Below are 21461 nucleotides of genomic sequence, written 5' to 3' on the forward strand. Positions count from 1 at the left end.
ATATACTAATAAATACTCGCTCTCTTAGCAACCATATAACCCCTGCTTTCTGTAACTAAATTTGGGGATCTCAAGGCATCCGCAAAAGAAGTTATATTCTGCAAATGAATTCCCATAAAAAGCTGATATTTCCTTATGTTTAGCCCTTATAAGCGTTCAGAATAATCGAACAAACTTTTTGTGAGAATACTTTTACTTGGCCCCACAGCTGTGGGTAAAACAGCACTCTCTGTAGATCTGGCTAAAGAACTCGATGCCGAAATCATTTCTACCGATTCCCGTCAGTGTTACCAACATATGAACATCGGCACAGCCACCCCTGCGAAACAAGAACAGGGTGAAGTACCTCACTATAATCTATCGATTATTGATCCCACTAAGAAAGACAGTGTCGTTAATTTCTATGAACGAGCCATGCAATGGCAACAAGAGATTCAATCGCGCGGCAAGAATGTGCTTTATGTTGGCGGAAGCACCCTGCATGTGCAGTGCGTTATTCAACCTTTGGATGATGTGCCTGCAGCCAATGAAAAAAATATAGCACAACTCGAAGCACAGATTGAAGCAGAAGGTATTGAAACACTGTATCAAAAACTGGAATCTATTGATCCCGACTACGCACAAAAAATGGATGGCATGAACACCCAGCGTATCATTCGGGCACTTGACGTGTGGATGCAAACCGATCGCCCTTTTAGTTCATTCCACTCTGACGATAATACCATTACAGTACCAGATGACCTTGTGGTATTTGGATTACAACGAGATCGACAAAATCTTTATGACCGTATTAATCGTCGTGTCGACCAGATGTTTGAAGAAGGATTTCTCGATGAAGTGCGCTCTATTCTCCAGCAGGGTTACTCATTAGACGATCCCGGACTTAATACCGTGGGATACAAACAGGCCATTGCATACCTGAATGACGAGATCAGTCGCGAACAGATGATCAAAGATATCAAAACCAAAACCCGCCGATATGCCAAAAGACAGCTTTCATGGTTTCGCCGCTGGGATTTCATCAACTGGATAGACCTTGATGAAACCACCCAAAGCGGGGCACAGAAATTTATCTGCCAACAGTTAGCAGCTAAGTCAAATAAAGATTAACTTTACCCTCATTTAAAACTGCATAATTTTTGCACAGAATGTATAAAGCAACAGTAAACGTTACGCTTCGAAAATCTATTTTGGACCCTAAAGGAAAAGCCGCTCATCACGCGCTTGAAGATCTCGGACTTACCGACATCAACAGTGTTCGAATCGGCAAACTTATTGAGCTCGATATTGATGCTGATGATAAAGACAAAGCGCATGAAGTCGCCGAAACGGCTTGTGAAAAATTGCTGGCTAACGAAGTAATGGAAGACTTTGAAATAACGATCAGCGAAAACTAATAAGCATATTGTTATGGACGATCTGCTTTTTAGCATTTGGGGATCCGATCCCGACCTCGAAGAAGAAAGTAAGCCGGGTATTGAGGTCGATGTTCTTGAAGAAGAACAAGAAGATGAAAAAGAAAACACCCCGTGGAGAGTCATCCTTTATGACGACGACATCCATACCTTTGATGAGGTTATTACACAACTCATCAAAGCACTAAAATGCAATAAATCGCACGCTGAAAGCTTAACCTATAAAGTACATAACGAAGGTAAAGCCAATGTCTATGAAGGCTCTTTTGAAGATTGCTTTCAAGTCAACGGCGTGCTTAAAGAAATTCAACTTATCACCGAAATAAAAGGATAAACCGTGTCTGCTAACTTTGGAGTAATTGTATTTCCGGGCTCAAACTGTGATCATGATGCCTACCATGCACTGGCTCATGTGATGAATGCCAATACTAAATTTCTTTGGCATAAAGATACCGATCTTTCTGACATCGATTTTTTACTGGTACCGGGTGGGTTCTCTTATGGAGACTACCTGAGATCCGGAGCTATTGCCCGTTTCTCACCCATCATGCAATCAGTCGTAGATTTTGTAGAACAGGGACGTCCCGTATTGGGTATTTGTAATGGATTCCAAATCTTACTGGAAGCCGGACTACTGCCGGGAGCTATGCTACACAACGAAGAACTCCGTTTTGTGTGCAAACAAACCCACCTGCGTTGCGAAACTTCTGATACCCTCTTCACACGCAATATTGAAGAAGGCGAAGTACTTCAAGTTCCTGTGGCACATGGCGAAGGCAACTACTTTACTGATGAGGATCAGCTGAAAGCTCTACAAGATAACGACCAGGTTGTTTTCCGTTACAGTGATGCTGATGGTAACGTCACTGAAGAAGCAAACTTCAATGGCTCAGTCGATAATATTGCCGGTATCTGTAATAAAAACAGAAACGTACTGGGCATGATGCCACACCCGGAACGTGCAGTAGAAAAATTGATAGGGTCTGATGACGGGAAAAAGATCTTTGAATCTGTCTTAAATGAGCTGGCTGTGGCGTAAGCTTTAACAAACCTTCATTAGATGCCCGAACACAAACAGAATAAAACGCTTTTTAGCAAAGGCCTAACCAAGAGCTATAAAAAGCGTACGGTCGTTTCGGATGTATCTATCAATGTAAGCCAAGGAGAAATTGTGGGGCTCTTGGGGCCTAATGGCGCTGGCAAAACAACCACGTTTTATATGTTTGTGGGATTGGTAACCCCTAACAGCGGGCAGATATTCTTAGATGACACAAATCTTACCGGTATGCCGATGTATAAACGGGCCAGGCTGGGGGTTGGATACCTATCTCAAGAAGCTAGCGTATTTCGAAACCTTACGGTACGGGAAAACCTGGAATCTATTCTTGAGTTCTTTAACATGCCCGACAAAGAGATACAACAGCGTGTAGACCAGCTTATCGAGGAGTTCGGGCTGGAGCGCGTTGCCCATAATAAAGGGCACAGTCTGTCGGGTGGTGAGCGCCGCAGAACCGAAATTGCTCGGGCACTGGTTACTGATCCGGATTTCATCTTATTGGATGAACCCTTTGCCGGCGTTGATCCCATTGCTGTTGAAGATATTCAGGAAATCGTATCAGAACTGCAGTATCGTAATATTGGTATTTTTATTACCGACCATAATGTGCACGAAACATTGGCTATTACCGACCGGGCCTATCTGATGTTTGAAGGGAATATTCTTAAAGAAGGTTCCGCTGATGAGTTAGCTGACGATGAGGAAGCCCGGCGCTTGTACCTGGGCAGCCAGTTCCGTTTGGATCGTTATAAATCACAAGAACAAGAAGAATAAACTTTTTAATGAACCATGGAAGAAATTAGCGTAAAAGAGCTTAAAGAGGAGATAGATTCGGATAACAGTTCTGTTTTTTTACTGGATGTTCGCGAACCCTTTGAGCAATACCAGTCAAAAATCTCATATGACAATTCTACTCTTATTCCTGTCGGGGAGCTCGAAGGTCGTCTTGACGAAATCAAAGATCATAAAAATAGCGAAATAGTCTGTATGTGCAGAAGTGGCGGGCGCAGTGCTGATGCCTGCAAACTACTTGAAAAAGAAGGATTCGAAAACGTCAAAAATCTCAAAGGTGGCATTAACGAATGGGCAAAAAAAATCGATACCAGCCTGCCAGTATATTAAGAAGAAACTGATGAATCTGCCGCTAACGCCATTTGGCAAATTCTGGCAACTCGGTTCTGGCTGGCTATACGAATGGAATATTCTTTCCCAGATTTGTCACCCATACCATTTATAGCCTTATTGCGATATTTCATTTTGCTCGGGCGATCATCTTTTGCTGAAAAGTGTATTTCTCGTACGTCGGTTTCCTCTATAATCTTTTGAACGGTATCTTCATTAACTCCACAGCCGGCCATCATTGATATACGATTGCCGGCCCTTTCTACCAGTTCTGCTATTGTAGCGATACCTTCATGAGCACAGGTTTGTTGGCCCGAAGTGAGAATGCGATCGAAACCAGCTTCAATACAGCTTTCCAGTGCTTCAAAAGGATCCGACGTCATATCAAACGCTCGATGACAGGTTACTTGTAAGGGGCGGGCTAACTCTATCAGCTCTTTACAACGATCAAAATCCAAACTGCCATCAGGGGAGAGGATACCGAATACAACGCCATCAGCACCACGGTCTTTACAGTGGCTGATATCTCTTTTCATTGCCTCAAACTCCAGGTCACTATAACAAAAGTCTCCCTCCCTTGGACGAATCATCACAAAGATCGGGATATCTAACTTCTCTCTCAATAACTCGACCGTTCCAACTGAGGGCGTAGTTCCTCCACCAGAAGGATTATCACACAGCTCAATTCGATCGGCACCACCAGCCTGGGCATTTAATGCTGATTCGATATTATAAGCGACTATTTCGGTCGTTAATCGACTATCCACGTTCTATACCATTGCTGCAATCTGGTTCAGCAGCTCTTCGTTGCTGTCCGTATTCTTCAATACTTTGAGTAGACTCTGCATCGATTCTTTAGGTGATTTCTTTAATAAATAGCGACGTACCATATTTCGCTCTTCCATGGAATCACCAATAAATTTATCCTCATTACGCGTACCGGAAGCACTAATATTAATCGCGGGATAAATACGATCATTAGCCAGCTCTCGGTCGAGTACCAATTCCATATTACCGGTCCCCTTAAATTCCTCAAAGATAAGATCATCCATTCGAGAATTGGTCTCAATAAGGCAAGTAGAAATGATAGTCAGCGAACCGCCACCTTCAATCTTACGTGCAGAACCGAAAATTTTCTTGGGAATTTCCAGGGCCCGAATATCAAGACCACCAGACAATGTACGTCCGCTGCTTTCCTGCACATTATTATATGCACGTCCCAGGCGGGTAATAGAATCAATCAACAGTACGGCATCATCTCCCATCTCAGCCTTACGCTTCACATAACCCAGTGCGAGCTCTGTGACCCGAATATGGCTTTCTGTGGGCTTATCATTGGAGGAGGCGAAGACTTCAGCATCCGTAGTGCGCAGAAAGTCAGTCACTTCCTCAGGGCGTTCATCAACCAACAATACACCCGTTTTAATATCGGGATGATTTTCAGTTAATGATTCTGCGATCTTCTTGAGCAATACCGTTTTACCTGTACGAGGTGGAGCTACAATCAGCGCACGCTGCCCCTTTCCGACAGGAGCTACAAGGTCCATTACCCGCATTTCAATATTCTCGGAATCAACACCGAGCTTAATATGATCGACCGGCATAATGGGTGTTTGCAGCTCAAATCGTGTAGAACGCTGCCACTCCATCGGATCACGTCCATTAATTTTTTCAATAGAATAGATATGGCGATTACCATGCCCATCCTCTTCGTACTCTCCTTCAATTTCAAGACCCGGACGGAGATTATTCTTCTTCACCTCATCAGGTTTTAAAAAAGGATCCTTAGGCTCATAACTGAACTCATGATCCTTTTCACGTGCAAAGCCGTACCCTTTGGCGTTAATTTCAACCACGCCCTCATAGCGACCGGCGACTTCGACATTATTATTTTCGTTAAACCTCGGGACAAAAACATTTTTCTTATTCTTTCGGCCCCGATTATTATTTCGTGAACGTCCCATGACATCCGTAAATTTTGCTTGATACCTCACATTCTGGTTGCAATTTATAACAAATTCATTGCACGCAGAAGGCAGGAGTTGTAGTTAATTTTCTGCATTGAGAAGAGAAGAAAGAAACAGTGCAACAAAAAATCTGTTGCACTGTCGAATTCTATAAGGTAAGATAAGAATCTTTGCCGATATTTAAAATTTATCGGACTTTTGTAGTCTCGTTAATCCACCCATAGCACTTTCTTAAGGATGAATCAATTTTAAATTCTTCACCATTTTTAAGCGGTGGTTTCCAAAAGTGTTTCTCTGCATTTGTTGGTGTAACTGGTTCGTAAGACTTTGCCTTTCTTTGAACCTCACTCGCAGTATTAGGATCAACCCGTTTTGCTTTATTCAGATAATCAAGGACTATCCAGTACACTGCCTTATCTTTGCTATCCATTTCCCGGCCACTGGTACATTTACCAACAGCTTGCGCATACACATCTGCAATCTGGATATATGGCTTGCCCCAATCATTATCATATTTACTAGCTGAACGCGCATACTTACGGGCATCACGCAGCTTCTCCATATTCAAATATGCACCAGAAATATCCAGAGAAATTTCTGCTTTCTGTTTATCTTTTTTAGCTTTTCCCATCGCCTCTTTCAGATATTTAATTGCCATCTTATTCTTAGCATTGCTCATGGCAAATTCAGCAAGCGCTAACGTATTCTCATAATTGGGATTTAGCTCATATAACTTTTGACTCGTTTTACGAGCCTTATCAACCATTTCCTGCTCGCTGTACAGATCTTGTAGAGCTTTTAAGACTTCAATATTTTCAGGATTATCTTTCAATTGCCCTTCTAAAAATGTTATCCGCTCCTTGGGAGAATCAAAAAGCTGATTCCGCATATCATTGAAGGCACTTTTAATTTTTTCAGAGGCATATGGTTCGGCTTTTTTCATAACAGCCAATGCCTGGTCCTTTTTATCTTGACCAATCATTTCCTGGAGCATTACCCGTATATAATAACCATTTCCATAATTAGTAAACTCTTCCGGCTTCATCTCAAATGCCTTTTCATAATTTTCAGCAGCTTTAACAGAAGCATTCTCGATAACACTGGCATGCTTTTGGTATAAGCGTCCTCGACTGATATACCAATTGTAATGATCATCTTTGGCATCAGGATACTTCTCAAACATCTTGTTATAGATGGTCAGTGCCGTATCCATATATGCCTCTTTTACAGAAGGATCTTGTTTCTTTTCTGCAATGCCACTATATACCTTGGCAAGTCGTTTTAAATTCTTTTTAAGCTCAAATCGGGAATAACCCTCAATTTTTTCAGGCATTCCTTTCCAAATCCAGCGACCGAATTCAGCTGCCCTTTCATAAGCTTCATTTTTATAATTCTCGTAGAAAAGTGAATAAGCTCCGAGCTCTTTCATGCCATTAGGTGGCTTAACTTGTGCCATTGTTGCACTACTGGCAAATATAAGAAAAGCCAATAAGGGTAGTAACTTCTTCATAAGACTGTGGGTTTAATACATGTAGTTCAGGTTATAAACTGATTTGGGGCAACTTTTATTATACTATTTCAACTTGGGTCGATAGAACATGATCTCAGCCAGATTAACTGATAGCTTAATGCCCCATATCTGTTCTTTGATCAAATTCATGGAATTTGTTCCCCGGATTCCGTATTCAAAACTCATATCGATAGATGAGCCTGATTTGGGAGAACGAATTCCGAGCCCAAACGAAAACATTAACGTACTAATATTTTTGCTATCAATCTCCAGATGGCCGGTGTCATACGAGGCTCCTAACCGGTACTTAAAATTTGAAAGAAATTTATCAGATCCAGAAAGATAAGGAAAATATTGCACTCCCATACCCATTTTATAACGATCTGTATATGCAGCACCTGTCTGAGAAAGGTCCTCAAAATCATTCTCATAATCAGACCATCCCTCATAAAGACCCTCGGCTGCTAATATTAATAAATTATTTGGCCGATAACTCAACCCTCCACTTATTTTCATAGGCATCTTAACAGTACCGCCACCTAGCTTCACAGGATCCAGCGTTTGTACAAATTGCTCCGATACCTTTTCCTGACTTGCATCAATTGAAACAGGAAGTTTCAGAGCAAGTCCCAACCCCAATTGATCATCCTTGGTAAAAATACTTGGCAATCGAATATGTGTACCAAATCGGTTTCCAAGAGCTACACCATTTGTTTTATAGGTATAGCTGACAGTATTGTATTCGGAATTAATAAAGTTACTCGTGTATTCATCTTCATGTGAGATAAATACAGCAGAAGCAGCGTAACCGATAGAAATATTCTCATTTATCTTCCACCCAAGACCTAGTTCTGCACTATTTACACCTCCGGTACCTTCGTTCTGGATGACATACTGTAAGGTATCCTGCGCAGCCCCGCGATCAATAATCTGCTGCCGCAAGTCAAAATTTTGATAACTGGTATTTGTAAGAGGAGCAAAAGAACCGGAGAGCCCCAGTTTTCCCCTAATAATGGGCAGTTGCAACTGAAATTGCTTAACCCCAAACTCTACATTGGTTACTTCAGCATTATTCGATGAAGCGGTATAAGAGGTAATATCAAGCCCACCTGCACCTAAACCATAGACTGTGCTACCCCAATGCGCCGGATTTGCCAGATTACCGACTGAAGACTCATTAAAAGAAACGCCTAAGAGCCCTGAAGAACTAGAAGAGGTATTGGCTATGCTTACAGGATAACCAACTCCCAGTTTAGAATATATAGAGCCATTACTTGCCTCACTGCCAATGGCAGACTGAGCCCATGAAACAGAACTTGTGAAACAAAAGACAACCGCTATTAATACTAGTTTTCTCAATACTACTTGTTATTATTTTTTAAAGAAGTTATGATAAGCTTCGGCTGCTTATCTGTTGAAGCTGTGCTAGTGTGTATAATACTGGTTTTTATCAATCCGGTATTATTTAAGGTAATTACAAATTTCTTATTCTCAGCCAAATCTCCGGCCAATATCCTCTGAACCTGGGGAGTAACCTCAAAATGAAATGCATCATCATCAGTTGAATAAAAACCATTTGCGAGAGGATCACCGGGTGCAATATTAGCCGGAAGTTGATCCGGGTCAACCAAGTGAAGCTGTGCAACTTTTGCCTTGGGCCGCTTTACTCCAGACGACTGAGATTCTAAGGACTGGTCCATTAACTCTGTATCTTGATAAAAAACCAATTCTGCCCTTGAAATATCTGTACCTTCCACATCTAGGGATGAAAAATCAAAATCAAAACTCAAAATCTGCTCTTTAGTACTATGCCATGCTGCAAGCCCTGATGGTAAACTCTTTTCATTCCTTTCTAACAAATATGCCCATTCATTCAGACCTACCGCAAATGTATCCTCTTCAACAGGATTTTGAATGACAAACTTTGTATTAACTACATTTGGCGCTATAATCTTTTTACTATTGCTTGGAACCAACGCCAACCCAAAGGCACTTCGGGCATATACAGAATCTGCATCAGCAGTATCGGCAAAAGCTCTGTATTTTTCGACCCACTCACCTGGCAAAGGAACATCTAACGAATCAGTACTACCAATTGGAAACGATGTGAGCGGGCCACCCTCAGTATCAAGAACAATATCATCTTGTAATTTGATCGATTCAGTACGCCACACCTCATCAATTTCATAAACATCAAACCTTTGCTCTGCAAGCGAATCACCATAGGCCATACCCCCATCCAACTTGAACCGCAACATCATTTCAGAATCATTAGTCAGGGTATCTTCACTACCGGAAGGTAAGGCAGGTTTAATCAGACCTGTAGCTTTCAATGTACCCAGCAAAGGATCCTCGAACTCACCGGCAGAGATAAACTGAAACCCACCGGAATAGAAATTAAAACTGTGGGTTGAAACATCACCTATAGCAAGGGTATCGACAACAACCTCGGCTCTGTTGTCACCAATATTTCTATCCAGCGATCCCGGATTTTCACATCCGGACAATCCTAAGAACATTATCAATACAACTACAAGGCTATACCTGCTTGCGTTTCGAAAGGCACTAGTCATTAAGTTCTGCAACGAAATACGTCTAAAAGTTTATTTATGATTCTTCAGTTTCTTCTTCAACACCTGCGATCTCATCATAATAAGCTGCAAACTTATCAGAGACATCTTCAGGGGACCCCTGAATCTTCTTGGCTTCAATTTCTAATTCTCCCAATAAGTCATCGAGCTCATCTGTAATATGATTGCCTGTCACCACGTGGTCGGCATATTGCAATCCAAGTGTACGCAGATCAACGTTTTCACCCTCAGTAAGATTGTCTTGATCAACTGAATCAGGCAAGCCAACCAAGTCGAGCAACTTCTTATTAAACACTCCGTTATTTTCGGGGTGGTGGATATTATAAATGACTTCGGTATCCTTAAAAAGATCAAGATCGTTATACTTCTCTTTAGCCAACAATGGTATCAGACCTGCTGCCCAATCATGGCAATGAATAATGTCAGGTTCCCAACCCAATTTTGCCACTGTTTCAAGTACCCCTTTGCTATAAAAGACAATACGCTCATCATTATCGTCATAGTGCTCATTACTGTCAGGGTCCATAAACATCGCCTTACGGTTAAAGTAGGTATCATTATCCAAAAAATATACCTGTAGCTTGGCATTCGGGATACTAGCCACTTTAATGCGCATACTTTCGATCTTTTCTCCTACTTCTACCTCAATACCGGAAAGGCGAATTACTTCGTGGAGACGATTTCTGCGATCGTTAATGGTACCATACTTAGGCAGCAATATTCGGATTTCATATCCTTTATCTTGCAAGGATGCCGGTAAAAAACGCAACAGGTCGGCTGTATGCGTCATGCGGGCAAAAGGAGATATCTCAGCAGCAGCGTATAAAACTTTCATAGATAAGTACTAATGAATTCGTTGGTATTTTATTGTTTACTCTTTTGACTCGCTGTCTTCCGAGTCGGCATAAAGTTGGCTCATTTCTTCATCATCAAGCGAATAAAAGTCGAAAAGCGTATCGCTTCGAAGACCAAGGCGCAATGTTTCTACAGGAATAACTTCCGAAGGCTGGACATTCCCTAAGTTTACATTGCTTCCGAATTTCCGAATAAACCAAACTTGTTGGGCTTTTTGAGGGGCTTCAAAAATAAGATTTTCTACCGGCACCTGATCAGCGATCTCATCAATAAGACCAGAGCGAACCTCACCATTAGGACGAAATACGCCTACAGTGCCACTTTCACGGGCTTCACAAATAATTTTCCAAGCCCCCGCATCAAGCTCACGCTCAATCATCTTCACCCATTTATAGGGCGGGATAATATCATTTGGATTCTTACTTCCGATCTCTGATAAAATCGTAAAATGCTTACTCATTTTTTGAATGATCTCAACCTTACGCTGATCAGACAACCAGATAGTTCCGTTTGAGACTTCAGCATGTTCAATATTAAATCTATCGAGTAGCTCCATATAGGCATCGAGCTGATCTCGTAAAACATAGGCCTCAAATAGTGTACCGCCAAAATATACCGGAATATTAGCATTGGAGTAGACGGCCAGCTTTTCTTCTAAATTCTGTGTTACATAGCTGGTTCCCCATCCGAGCTTAACAATATCGATATAATTGGAACAAGATCTGCAAAAATCCTCAACTTCTCGAACGCTGAGTCCCTTATCCAGGACCAACGCCATTCCTTTTTCTCGAGGTTTTTCTGTACGCTTTGGGAGATGGTTTAGCTTAAAAGCCATTGAGCATTATAATTTTGACAAATTAAACGAACAAAGATACTAAAACGAAGGCTGTTAATAAAGCACAGACGCATCTTAATTCAAAATGATATAGTTATAAAAGAAAAAGGAGTTATAAATAATTCTCATTACCCGACATTTTACGCTCTGGTTTTAATATAAGAGCAGAGAAGGAAGATAGCCAAATATACTGCTCTTCCATATTCCCATAATGGCCTCCTCCGTTCTCTCCGCCATAAAAATGAGAATCACTATTGAAAATTGTGCGATACTGAACCCCCAAAAACGGGCCTAATGAATAATCAGCTATCTTACGGTCAGAAAAATTGAACACAAATAGCAGATGGTCCGACGGGTCTTCTGCTTTCCTCAAAAAAGCAAACACAGAGGGCGTTTTCTCTCCCAACTCGATCCATTCAAACCCATCGGCCGAGCGATCAAACTGGTGCATAGCCGGTTCGTATCGATATAAAACATTCAATTGCTTGACCAACTGCTGTATGCCCTGATGACGCTCTTGGTCCATCAGCGACCAATGTAACTCTCGGTCCTCAGACCATTCACTGGTTTCAGCAAACTCTCCGCCCATAAACAATAATTTTTTGCCGGGATGCCCATACATATAAGTGAATAACAGCCGCAGATTAGCAAACTGCTGGCTTTCACTGCCGGTCCCTTTCCGAACCAGTGGTTTTTTTAAGTGCACCACCTCATCATGTGACAATGGTAACACAAAATTTTCGGAATAGTTATACATCATTGGGAAGGTAATCTTATTGGGGGCTTCGGCACGCTCTCGCGCCCCCTTTTTAAAATACGCGAGGGTATCATTCATCCACCCCATATTCCACTTGTAATCAAATCCTATTCCCCCGTGATGTACAGGGGTTGTCATTCCCGGCCAAGATGTCGACTCTTCGGCAAAAGTTAGAATACCCGGAAATTCACGATGGATGATGGTATTAAAATCCTTTAAAAACTGTATTGCTTCCAAATGTTCATTTCCGCCATGCTTATTGGGTGACCACTCCCCTGCGTTTTTGGAATAGTCCAAATATAGCATTGAAGCTACTGCATCTACCCGGAAGCCATCAATATGAAATTTCTCGCACCAAAATCGGGCATTGGAGAGTAGAAAATTCTGTACCCCCGGCTTACCATAGTCAAAGATATTTGTGCCCCACTCTTTTTGTTCTCGTTTTTTGGGGTCGGCATACTCATAAAGTGGCGTACCATCAAACATTTGCAGCCCGTGTTCATCTTTGGGGAAATGGCCCGGTACCCAATCCATAATCACCCCAATACCATGCTTGTGGCATTGATCAATGAAATACATAAAGTCTTTGGGAGTTCCCAGCCGACTGGTAGGGGTAAAGTACCCCATCACCTGGTACCCCCAGGAAGGGTCGTGCGGATATTCAGTAATCGGCATCAGCTCTATATGAGTAAAAGCCATTTCTTTCACATATGGGATGAGTTCGTTCGCCAACTCACGATATGTCAGATATTCATTATCCTCCTTTCTTTTCCATGATGGAAGATGCACTTCGTATATTGATATAGGATTACGGAAAGATTGGCGTTTATCTCTTTCTGCCATCCACTGCTCATCGCTCCAGCTATATCTATCCAAATCGTATACCAGTGAAGCAGTCTTGGGGCGCAACTCCATAGCACGGGCATAAGGATCTGTTTTGAGGAACGGAGTGGCATCCTTAGCCGTCTTCAACTCATATTTATATAATGTCCGTTCATCAACTTTCGGAACAAAAACAGTCCAAATTCCGGTTCCTTCATGTTTTTTCATGCGATGGTCGCGGCCATCCCAATCATTAAATGGTCCAACAACACTTACACTATATGCAGCCGGGGCCCAAACGGCAAAGTGTGTGCCGGCATCCATTAAATGAGCTCCCAAAAACCTATATGCTGTATCCAACTGGCCGGCTTGCCAATCCTCTTTATCCATTTCGGCATATATTGCATCCATACTTTGTTCGTCCGTTTTAATCGATTGTACAGAAAATTAAGACATACTGACTAAATTAAAGAAATAAGTCGTTGTATTCTGACAATTTTCCCTGCAGTCACACATAGTTTTACATTCTATCCCAAATCCCTACATTATAAAACAACATTAAGAGCAAAATAACAGGGGGCAATCTGTTTATAGCACCATAATAATGAATACGAATCAACTATTTTCATATCTCTTTACTGTATTTTTATTTGTTTCATTGCCTCTTTGCGGACGGGGGCAAGCACCTCGTACAGAGAAAGATACTACTCCCAAAAAGTGGATTGCAGGCAATACCATAGATACTATTAGCGGGATTGGTATTGCCCGATACTCCTCGTATAATCCTGAAAAAGCCTGGCAAAAAGCTCTGGAGAACAGCATTAACGATCTTAATGCAAATCTCTCGATGCTTGTCTATTATTGGGGAAAACAAATAGGTAGAGGCCCTTTTCGCACCCGATCAAAATATGCCATTCGTAACCTGTTGGACTCTACCCAAGTTACCGTTATTGACTCGGCACGTTGGAAGGGACATGCCTTTGTACTGATCAAACCCAAAGAAGTAGTCCCTGACTCAATAATATATACCGACAATAAACTTAACCGCCTGAAAGAAACTCGCAAAGATACCGCCGTATCGCAGGAATCTGGCCAGCACTGGCTTACCACAACTGGGTCCACCCCCAAAATTGACAGCAACTGGTTTATGAGTATTACCAAAGCCAAACAAGATGCCTTGCGTCGGTTGGCCCGGAAGCTATCAGTTAAAATAACAACTGAAACATACTCAAAGGGCGATACCCAACGACGTTATTTCAATTTCTCTACCATCTTTGCCTTTCAACGAATTCGTGTGTTGAACAGATCATTTAATTCAGATTCAGTAAAAGTAACTGTTGCTGTTCATCCCCACGAAATAAAATGGCTGATGAAATAAAAATATGATACTTTTCACAAGGTAATGTTACAATCTACAACCTCGCTTTGAAAATATTACTCCTTAGCTTTTACCTTCCACTCGTTGTACTGTTTACGACGGCTTGTAACCTTTTTTAGATAATTTCGGGCCTCCGCATATTCTAAGTTTTTTCTCAAGAAGTCATAATTCTCTTCAGGGCTCATCTTATTTATTTTTGGGAAAGCAGTTGACAAACTTGTATCTCCAGTATAAGCAACAGCTACATTCCCAGCCCCCGTATTATATGCACTAATCATCAAATATTGCCGTGTTTTACTGTCCTTAGCTCGCGAAAAGTAATTTGATGTAAGAATATCAATAAAAGTACACCCCATCTGTATATTATTACCGGGTTTAAAAAGAAACTCTTTTGTTGGAATACCATCTTTTTTGAATATTCTACGGTAAGCATCTCGGCCTCCCGTACTGGGCACCAACTGCATTAAGCCATAGGCGTTGGCATGGGATGCAGCTGTTGGATTGAAATATGATTCAACATGTATAATAGCAAAAACCAATGCCGGGTCTATATTATACTCTTCAGCAAATTTATACACATCGTCTTCCACTTTTTGAGCCCGCTTTTGCACATGGTTATTTGCTAGTTTTAAATCTACATACACAACATAGCGAGTCTTACCATCATCACCTTTTACTTCTTTGGTTTTTGTTTCCTTTTCAGCAACCTTTTTAGCGTATTCATCGACGGTTTCATCCTCCGACTTGGGTAGCTGGTCGTCTAAGACCGGCTCTTCGGTAACTTCTTTATTAGGCAATTTTTTTGTTTCAAAACCTTCACGCGTCCCCTTCGACTTAAGAGCCTCCGCTGTTTTTTCTGGCATCTCTTTCTTAATCCGCTCGGCTTCTTCCTTGCTATCTGCCAATACTTCTACTTTTGCCGACCCTTTCTCGAAATCTGCAGAAACACATAACTTTCCATTCTCCTTATATTCTACCCACTTTTTTTTAGTGCGTTCCCTAAAGTCGCCCCATTTTTTTTGCATCTCTTCTTTGAACTTCTGGAACTCTTCTTCATAGGCTTCTCGGTATTCTTCATAGGCCTCTTCAGAATTAGCCACACCATTTTCAAAGTTCTCTCTATATTCTGCATATCCTTCCTCATACTTCTCAGCCCAATCATGAAAACCCTGCTGAGCCTCAACAAGGGTAGGAGACCCAAATACCGTAAGCATACAGGCTATTAGAATAAATCTTATTGAACGATAGCTATAGTCTAGTTGTATCATGGTATTTTTTATTTTCCTGAAATGCACACCTTCTTATTTAGAACTCTCTTGCAATAACTGTTGAAACCTAAAAAAAGTAACTCCACCCGGAAAGGTAACCTCCGGGCCGAGATACTTTAAAGTACTTATCTCAAAATGATCAATTCTCTGATGGCATACTTCCTTGCTCCATCTCTTCAATAGACTTCTTCATATCCTCAAAAGCTTTAGAAGCCTTGAACTTGGTATAAAGCTCTTCGTCTCTGGAAAGCGTATTCTTCAGAGCCTGATCAAGTGCATTTGCGGCCTCTCCAATAGGCATTCGCATTAAAAGAATCACCTCATACTTGGTTCCGCTATCCGTTTTTGTGAAGTGACTCTTATACACTTCTACACCGCTAAGCTTCTGTTGCGCCACAGACTTTGAAACATCGGTAAAAACCTGACGGTAATTACTGTTTTCCCCAGCTGTTGTTTCCTCAGCAAAGTTCTTTTGCATGGTACTCACTTCTGCTTGAATTTTCTGTGCTATAGCAGCATCACCGTTATTCATAGCCGAGGTACGCGCGATACGCCGTCTCGACGATGTAGCTTCTCCAATAGCATACATATACTCATTATCACTGCTTGGTGGATTCATGTACCAGTTAGGCAAGTTACTCTCCATTTCTGTATCATCAGATACTTCTTTAGAGCTGCTACATCCTAGAAGTAGCATTCCCGACATAAAAACTGCTAGTATTATTTTTAACTTCATAATAATGGTCCCTTGTTTGATTGATGATTGAGGTTGTTCTTAAGTAAGCGATCTTTGAAAATTATTTTAACAAATCTAATATTAAAACAACACATTACTAAATAAGAAGAATAGCAATGTTATTTTATCGAAAGTAATTCTTCGTTAATAAAGTCATAAAATTCTGAAGATATCTTTTTTTGGATTGCCTGTGTAGTACGTTCTTTAGCATTAGCTTTATTCATACCCCCCTCGCGGCCTCTTACCGAATAGGTACTAAAATAACTGCCCGTCTCTTTATTTTGGCTTTCTACCTGCAACGCCCACTGGAAGAATTTAGCATTTTCACGGCCCATATCTATCGGCTTCATCGTTAGGTTTAGTGCAATATCAACTACAACATTGTCTCCTGACTGCGAAATAGTAAACCCTTCATTTTGCAACTCTCGCGCTAATGTCAACTTGACCTCCCGGGGAATTTCTTCCCCTTTTATACGAATGGTGCATTCTTTCTTGGCCATACGATATGCCTGGGATATTGCCGGCACTGAAGTATCCTCACTAATACCCTGCGTTGTAGTCCCTACTAATATGGCTCGCTGGTTAGCCAACATTTTATTCATCCGGGCATGCATAAGGGCTTGCTTCATATAAATCAGCTGTTCCAGTTTACTGCCTGTTTGTTCTGCCTTTTTCTGATATGATTTTATAGCATTTTGTCTTCTGTTAATCTCTTCGGTATACATTTGAGAGGTTTTCATTCTATCCATCACAGCCAACGCATAGAATGTCCCATTATCAGCCTCATATACCTCCTCAATCTGCACATTCTTCATCTGCTGGTCAGACTGGATATTAGAATCAGTAATCAGATACGTTCGCTCTTTGATTGTGGTTTCTCCGTCTGAGCTATTGGTCTCCTCGAATTCCTGCACCGTATTCTCATCTACTTCTACCTTAGAGACAAAGATTTTAGCCAGGTTAGCATGTGCCTGATTCTTAGCTTCCTGCCGAGACGGGGCAGACCCTACCGCCATCAAATATTGTTGGTCACTAAATTGTTCTTCCGGATTATTAACCCAGCTGGGCAGTTCATTACTGCTTTCACTTTGGGCCATTGTGGCACAAGAACTACCGACCATTGCCATTACCAATAATGGAATAAATGATAGTAGTAATCGCGAACTAAATATTTGAACAGCTTTAATCATAAATCTGTGACATTAATTAGAATAAATTGATGTTAGCGGCTCCAGGCGATCACTCTCAGCCATATCAACTGTTTTCTTCTCTGAAAAAAGCAGTTGTCCACTTGTACCATAATAATTAAATACTATCTGGTGTTTTCCAGGCGGCAACTTAATCAGAGTAGAATGTACTCTGCCGGGCATTGTTTGCCATCCTCGCAGATCAGCTTGCTCGGTCGCCTCGCGCACCTGGCCTGCCAAAAAGCCAACGGCATCTCCCAGCAATTCTCCTCCTTCCTCTTCAGCCTTATCAGATACTACATCCTCACCTACTGATTTTAGGATTCCGCGCACAGTAGCTCGAGCAATAATAATAGGTTTTTTAATTTTAAAAGTCTCGCGAGCCACCTTATCCATTTCTTCAATAATCGGGACCAATACACTGGCGGTATCATTAATTACTGCTTCGACCCTGCTAACCTGCGAAGGCTGCATAACCAGTTTGGGAATTGCAATTTTTAACCCGGTTTTGTCGCCAACAGACGGGATAACTATGCTATTATCCACCTTATCTGGTCCACTCCCACAAAAAGCGGTGAGCAACATATTATAAGAGTCAGGATTATCAACCTTATTAAAGGTCGAATCGTAGTGAACCCGCGAATCAGGTAGTAACTGATGATTTTTTATAGTCCTTCTTAACTTTTCCAATTCGATGCGGGCATCATCCGTTTTACCTGACTTGGCATATAAAACCCCTGAAAGGTAACGCCCAAAGGGACTATCATGGATCTGCGAAGTACCGGCCTTCCACTCAATCTCTTTATCAGTCGTATCAGCCTTACTCATTGAACTGGCAAGGTTACCATATTTACTTTCTGCTTGCTCAAGCTTATGAACAATGCGTCGTGCTTCGATAAGAGCACTCTCATGCTCATCCATCTCCAAATAGCTCAAACTCTTAAAACTATTTAGGTAAACATCTTCATAAACCTCTCCATTATAAGCCAATTCATTATCATTAAGCAAGAAGGCCTTAAGCCCCATCTTCATACTTTTTGTAAAGAATTGGTCAATATACTCTTCTGCATTTGAAAAAGATTTTATACTCTCTTCATATTCTCCCTGAAAGTAATCTATAGTACCGGCCTCAAGAGCATATACTACTCTATCCTTGTCTTTATAGATCTCATTATTTTTCAGTGAATCTGCAATAAATTCTGCGCGCTCATAATCACCCGCAGTAAAGTAACTTCGCATCTGCTTTTGTCCACTTACCAGCTTTTGCGAAGTGCAACTCGTTATTAAAATGGCAATACAAGATAAAAGTAGTAGCGCCCTTAAAAAGCTTAATCCCCTCATAAACCTAAATGTTTGTAAACCTGACAATTATCAGTGACAATATTGCGAGTAGCAGGTTGTGCATTCATTAAATGCCAAACCCCAAAAAATCCGCAGCATACTACATGAAGACATTACGAAAAAATGCCATACTGCGTTTAACGGCTGTACCCCCAGAGTACCAACCTAAACCACTGCTATATTACCAGTTAACTTTATCTCTCTGGACCAACTTCTTAATCTCTTTGTCTTCGATCCAAACTTTTTGATTCTTCTCTACATCAATAAGCTCTAATGTAACTCTATAAAACTTAGCTGCTTTGGTCCCATCCATGCTCTTATCAACATTTGCATCGATACTACCTACCAGCATATAGTCAGCCCCCAATTCTTTGGCTAAAGAAGCCGCTGACTCAAAAGAAGCATGCTTTTGCTGATCCATACGCTCATTCCGAATCTGTTTTCGCTGTTCAGCATCAGCAACCATTCCAACCTTGGGGCTGTTAACAATAACCTTTTCAATTTCTTTGATAAAAAGACCGGTTTGGATATGCTCCATGGTATTATTGCTGATATTTCCAACGATAAGAACCGGCTGCTCACCTGCATTTTGCAGCCAACCTGCAGAAAGGATATTGCTAGTCATTTTATCTGCAACCCGACGGGCATCGGTGTCGTTCCATTTCCCGGAAAGGTCTGTTTGGGTATCGGTTTCAACCCTCGTTACCTTGTTAGAAGTACTACAACTAACGGCAAATAAAGTAAAAGCCAGAATTGCTACTATTTTTATATTTTTCATAAAACACTCTTGAATTTAAGATTTTATGTTCACCCCGTTCAGAAAATAACACAAGAACTACCTTTTTTTCAAATAATAATACAAATCATTTACAACGATCAAAACAGATCACCCTATGCTTTAAAACTTTCATTTGAATAATATCTCCACTTTATAGAACTTTTCAGTGGTTAACTGAATACATCTTATCTCGTATTTAATGATAGGTGCAGCATCCAGGGAGTAAAATAATCACCAAATAATACAGGGGTTACTTTCATGAGAAGATTGACAAGCAATAATAGTTTTTTAGGACTTCTATTCTTCATCCTGCTCTTCTCATCAATACTGACGAATAATGCAAGGGCACAAGAAACCTTTGAGGAGTGGAAACAAAACTATCTGGAAGAATTTAAAGAGTTTCAAAACAAATACGACAAACAATTCCACAAAATGCTACAGCAGGAATGGAAAGAGTTTTCTGCCGAGCACAGCCCCGATTTCTACGAAACGCCCAAACCCGATATTATTCCCACCGTTGAAGAAGAAAGTCCAAAGCCTTCTAAGGCAACAATTGACCTGGAAAAAATCGAGCCTGCAAACTCAAGAACCAGCGAAAAACCTGCTCCCGAGGAAGAATATCCGCAGAAACCATCTTCGAAACAGAAGGAACAAAATATTACAAACAGTGCTGTCTCAAAGTCGGGCATTACCCCCTCCTTTGAGCCAAACGTCAAAAAAGCCAAAGTACAAAAAAGCAAACTCACCTTTTTTGATATCCCAATTCAGTACAGTTACTATGCAGCTTATAAAAAACGCATAGACGGACCTATAGGCAAAAAAGCGATCTCCGACTTCTGGAAACACTTGAGCACAAAAGATTACCCTTCTTTTTTGAAGCAAATGCAAGAGATCCGATCCGGTATATCCCTTAATGACTATGGGTATGCCCAGCTTCTTCATAACATCGGGAATCAGATTTATGGTAATAACACGCCCGAGTCGACCCTCTTTAGCTGGTTTATGCTCACACAATCGGGCTTTGGCACGCGCATCGCCTACAACAAACAACAGGTATACCTGCTTATAAAGGTAACTCCTGAGGTTTTTAAAACGACCTATTTTCCGATTGACGGCTCCAAATATTATGGACTTAACCTTAACGGCTCACAATCTAATCTACCATCTAACCTATATACCTATGAAGGCAGTTATCCAAAGTCCAAAGAAAAAGAACTAAGCCTGTTCTTTACTAAACGCCCGTTATTACCAGAGCAACAAGAACAACGATCTTTCAGTTTTACCTACCAAGATACCAGCTATACTTTTGAGCTCCCTGTTGATAAACAAGTAGTTAATTACTTCAAAAACTACCCCAAGGCTAAACTCGACCTCTATTTTAAGAGTCGTATGGATGGCCCAACTCATAAAAACCTACTCAATGCCCTTCGGCCATTACTGGAAGACAAAAACGCTGTTGAAAAAGCGAACCTGCTACTCAGCTTCGTTCAAAAAGCCTTTAAATACCAAACCGATCAGCAGCAATTCAATACTGAGAAAAAAATGTTTCCCGCAGAAACGCTTTATTATCCCGCCAGTGACTGTGATGACCGAACCATCCTATTTTCTTATTTAATAGAACATCTGACCGATCTGGATTATATCGTTATTCGGTATCCGGGGCATCTGACTCCAGCCGTGCACTTCCCCACTACTCAGCCCAAAGGCCCTAAAGTGGATGCTCCAATTAGCTATGAAGGAAAGGAGTACTACGTCACCGATCCCACCTATATCAATGCTGATGCTGGGATGATTATGTCTAAATATCGTAATACTCCACCGGCAGAGATATTTAATTTCTAA

The 21461-nt window shown here is 41.2% G+C and carries 21 protein-coding genes; 8 read left to right on the forward strand and 13 right to left on the reverse strand.

Annotation, left to right across the window (positions count from 1 at the left end):
- Window positions 1-180 precede the first annotated feature (180 nt).
- The 6 genes from miaA to G3569_RS04080 are packed head-to-tail and all read left to right on the forward strand — an operon-like array spanning window position 181 to window position 3594.
- Complete coding sequence (gene miaA / locus G3569_RS04055) at window positions 181-1110, forward strand: tRNA (adenosine(37)-N6)-dimethylallyltransferase MiaA (RefSeq protein WP_165266339.1); 930 nt, start codon at window positions 181-183, stop codon at window positions 1108-1110.
- A 38-nt stretch (window positions 1111-1148) separates the two neighbouring features.
- A complete protein-coding gene (purS, locus tag G3569_RS04060) occupies window positions 1149-1397 on the forward strand; it encodes a phosphoribosylformylglycinamidine synthase subunit PurS (protein ID WP_165266341.1) in 249 nt (82 codons plus the stop codon).
- Between the two features lie 13 nt (window positions 1398-1410).
- The gene (locus G3569_RS04065) at window positions 1411-1749 is read left to right on the forward strand and encodes an ATP-dependent Clp protease adaptor ClpS (RefSeq protein WP_165266343.1); all 339 of its coding nucleotides are present in this window, start codon (window positions 1411-1413) and stop codon (window positions 1747-1749) included.
- Window positions 1750-1752: 3 nt separating this feature from the next.
- Complete coding sequence (gene purQ / locus G3569_RS04070; protein ID WP_165266345.1) at window positions 1753-2454, forward strand: phosphoribosylformylglycinamidine synthase subunit PurQ; 702 nt, start codon at window positions 1753-1755, stop codon at window positions 2452-2454.
- A gap of 21 nt (window positions 2455-2475) precedes the next feature.
- Window positions 2476-3246: an LPS export ABC transporter ATP-binding protein gene (lptB, locus tag G3569_RS04075; protein ID WP_165266347.1), complete on the forward strand. Its 771-nt coding sequence runs from the start codon at window positions 2476-2478 to the stop codon at window positions 3244-3246.
- 15 nt (window positions 3247-3261) lie between these two features.
- Window positions 3262-3594 (forward strand): rhodanese-like domain-containing protein, encoded by a 333-nt coding sequence (locus G3569_RS04080; protein ID WP_165266349.1) that lies wholly within the window; start codon window positions 3262-3264, stop codon window positions 3592-3594.
- On the opposite strand, the gene G3569_RS04085 is transcribed toward G3569_RS04080, so the two are convergent.
- The 8 genes from G3569_RS04085 to glgB form a co-directional block, all read right to left on the reverse strand.
- A complete protein-coding gene (locus G3569_RS04085) occupies window positions 3591-4361 on the reverse strand; it encodes a copper homeostasis protein CutC (RefSeq protein WP_165266351.1) in 771 nt (256 codons plus the stop codon). The two genes, G3569_RS04080 and G3569_RS04085, sit on opposite strands and share 4 nt — an antisense overlap.
- A gap of 3 nt (window positions 4362-4364) precedes the next feature.
- Window positions 4365-5558: a transcription termination factor Rho gene (rho, locus tag G3569_RS04090; protein WP_165266353.1), complete on the reverse strand. Its 1194-nt coding sequence runs from the start codon at window positions 5556-5558 to the stop codon at window positions 4365-4367.
- Window positions 5559-5748: 190 nt separating this feature from the next.
- The gene (locus G3569_RS04095) at window positions 5749-7071 is read right to left on the reverse strand and encodes a tetratricopeptide repeat protein (RefSeq protein WP_165266355.1); all 1323 of its coding nucleotides are present in this window, start codon (window positions 7069-7071) and stop codon (window positions 5749-5751) included.
- Between the two features lie 63 nt (window positions 7072-7134).
- On the reverse strand, window positions 7135-8430 hold the full coding sequence (locus tag G3569_RS04100; protein WP_165266357.1) for a hypothetical protein: 1296 nt from the start codon (window positions 8428-8430) through the stop codon (window positions 7135-7137).
- Window positions 8431-8432: 2 nt separating this feature from the next.
- Window positions 8433-9644, reverse strand: a complete 1212-nt coding sequence (locus tag G3569_RS04105; protein ID WP_205720023.1) for a hypothetical protein — start codon at window positions 9642-9644, stop codon at window positions 8433-8435.
- Between the two features lie 34 nt (window positions 9645-9678).
- On the reverse strand, window positions 9679-10497 hold the full coding sequence (locus G3569_RS04110) for a glycogen/starch synthase (RefSeq protein ID WP_165266361.1): 819 nt from the start codon (window positions 10495-10497) through the stop codon (window positions 9679-9681).
- A gap of 36 nt (window positions 10498-10533) precedes the next feature.
- Window positions 10534-11352 (reverse strand): phosphosulfolactate synthase, encoded by an 819-nt coding sequence (locus tag G3569_RS04115; RefSeq protein ID WP_165266363.1) that lies wholly within the window; start codon window positions 11350-11352, stop codon window positions 10534-10536.
- Window positions 11353-11464: 112 nt separating this feature from the next.
- Window positions 11465-13342 (reverse strand): 1,4-alpha-glucan branching protein GlgB, encoded by a 1878-nt coding sequence (gene glgB, locus G3569_RS04120; protein ID WP_165266365.1) that lies wholly within the window; start codon window positions 13340-13342, stop codon window positions 11465-11467.
- A 193-nt stretch (window positions 13343-13535) separates the two neighbouring features.
- On the opposite strand from glgB, the gene G3569_RS04125 reads away from it, so the two are divergent.
- A complete protein-coding gene (locus tag G3569_RS04125) occupies window positions 13536-14309 on the forward strand; it encodes a hypothetical protein (RefSeq protein WP_165266367.1) in 774 nt (257 codons plus the stop codon).
- 56 nt (window positions 14310-14365) lie between these two features.
- On the opposite strand, the gene G3569_RS04130 is transcribed toward G3569_RS04125, so the two are convergent.
- From G3569_RS04130 to G3569_RS04150, 5 genes are all read right to left on the reverse strand, one after another.
- Window positions 14366-15577 carry a transglycosylase SLT domain-containing protein gene (locus G3569_RS04130; RefSeq protein ID WP_165266369.1) on the reverse strand — a complete coding sequence of 404 codons (1212 nt, stop codon included), beginning with the start codon at window positions 15575-15577 and terminating at the stop codon, window positions 14366-14368.
- A gap of 139 nt (window positions 15578-15716) precedes the next feature.
- On the reverse strand, window positions 15717-16313 hold the full coding sequence (locus tag G3569_RS04135; protein WP_165266371.1) for an LPP20 family lipoprotein: 597 nt from the start codon (window positions 16311-16313) through the stop codon (window positions 15717-15719).
- Window positions 16314-16432: 119 nt separating this feature from the next.
- Window positions 16433-17503, reverse strand: a complete 1071-nt coding sequence (locus G3569_RS04140; protein WP_165266373.1) for an LPP20 family lipoprotein — start codon at window positions 17501-17503, stop codon at window positions 16433-16435.
- A 12-nt stretch (window positions 17504-17515) separates the two neighbouring features.
- Window positions 17516-18739, reverse strand: a complete 1224-nt coding sequence (locus G3569_RS04145; protein ID WP_165266375.1) for a COG3014 family protein — start codon at window positions 18737-18739, stop codon at window positions 17516-17518.
- A 283-nt stretch (window positions 18740-19022) separates the two neighbouring features.
- Window positions 19023-19619, reverse strand: a complete 597-nt coding sequence (locus tag G3569_RS04150; protein WP_165266377.1) for a penicillin-binding protein activator LpoB — start codon at window positions 19617-19619, stop codon at window positions 19023-19025.
- Window positions 19620-19877: 258 nt separating this feature from the next.
- Between G3569_RS04150 and G3569_RS04155 the strand changes: the two genes are divergently transcribed.
- Entirely contained in the window at window positions 19878-21461 is a 1584-nt protein-coding gene (locus G3569_RS04155; RefSeq protein WP_165266379.1) for a hypothetical protein, read from the forward strand.

This window comes from Fodinibius halophilus, assembly GCF_011059105.1.
GTDB lineage: Bacteria > Bacteroidota > Rhodothermia > Balneolales > Balneolaceae > Fodinibius > Fodinibius halophilus.

Coding starts and splice junctions, on each gene's coding strand:
- G3569_RS04145 (WP_165266375.1), bottom strand. CDS start 18,739: ATGCGAAGTTACTTTACTGCGGGTGATTATGAGCGCGCAGAATTTATT.
- G3569_RS04150 (WP_165266377.1), bottom strand. CDS start 19,619: ATGAAAAATATAAAAATAGTAGCAATTCTGGCTTTTACTTTATTTGCC.
- G3569_RS04095 (WP_165266355.1), bottom strand. CDS start 7,071: ATGAAGAAGTTACTACCCTTATTGGCTTTTCTTATATTTGCCAGTAGT.
- G3569_RS04105 (WP_205720023.1), bottom strand. CDS start 9,644: ATGACTAGTGCCTTTCGAAACGCAAGCAGGTATAGCCTTGTAGTTGTA.
- G3569_RS04065 (WP_165266343.1), top strand. CDS start 1,411: ATGGACGATCTGCTTTTTAGCATTTGGGGATCCGATCCCGACCTCGAA.
- G3569_RS04140 (WP_165266373.1), bottom strand. CDS start 17,503: ATGATTAAAGCTGTTCAAATATTTAGTTCGCGATTACTACTATCATTT.
- G3569_RS04110 (WP_165266361.1), bottom strand. CDS start 10,497: ATGAAAGTTTTATACGCTGCTGCTGAGATATCTCCTTTTGCCCGCATG.
- G3569_RS04155 (WP_165266379.1), top strand. CDS start 19,878: ATGAGAAGATTGACAAGCAATAATAGTTTTTTAGGACTTCTATTCTTC.
- rho (WP_165266353.1), bottom strand. CDS start 5,558: ATGGGACGTTCACGAAATAATAATCGGGGCCGAAAGAATAAGAAAAAT.
- G3569_RS04125 (WP_165266367.1), top strand. CDS start 13,536: ATGAATACGAATCAACTATTTTCATATCTCTTTACTGTATTTTTATTT.
- purS (WP_165266341.1), top strand. CDS start 1,149: ATGTATAAAGCAACAGTAAACGTTACGCTTCGAAAATCTATTTTGGAC.
- glgB (WP_165266365.1), bottom strand. CDS start 13,342: ATGGATGCAATATATGCCGAAATGGATAAAGAGGATTGGCAAGCCGGC.
- G3569_RS04080 (WP_165266349.1), top strand. CDS start 3,262: ATGGAAGAAATTAGCGTAAAAGAGCTTAAAGAGGAGATAGATTCGGAT.
- lptB (WP_165266347.1), top strand. CDS start 2,476: ATGCCCGAACACAAACAGAATAAAACGCTTTTTAGCAAAGGCCTAACC.
- G3569_RS04135 (WP_165266371.1), bottom strand. CDS start 16,313: ATGAAGTTAAAAATAATACTAGCAGTTTTTATGTCGGGAATGCTACTT.
- G3569_RS04115 (WP_165266363.1), bottom strand. CDS start 11,352: ATGGCTTTTAAGCTAAACCATCTCCCAAAGCGTACAGAAAAACCTCGA.
- G3569_RS04130 (WP_165266369.1), bottom strand. CDS start 15,577: ATGATACAACTAGACTATAGCTATCGTTCAATAAGATTTATTCTAATA.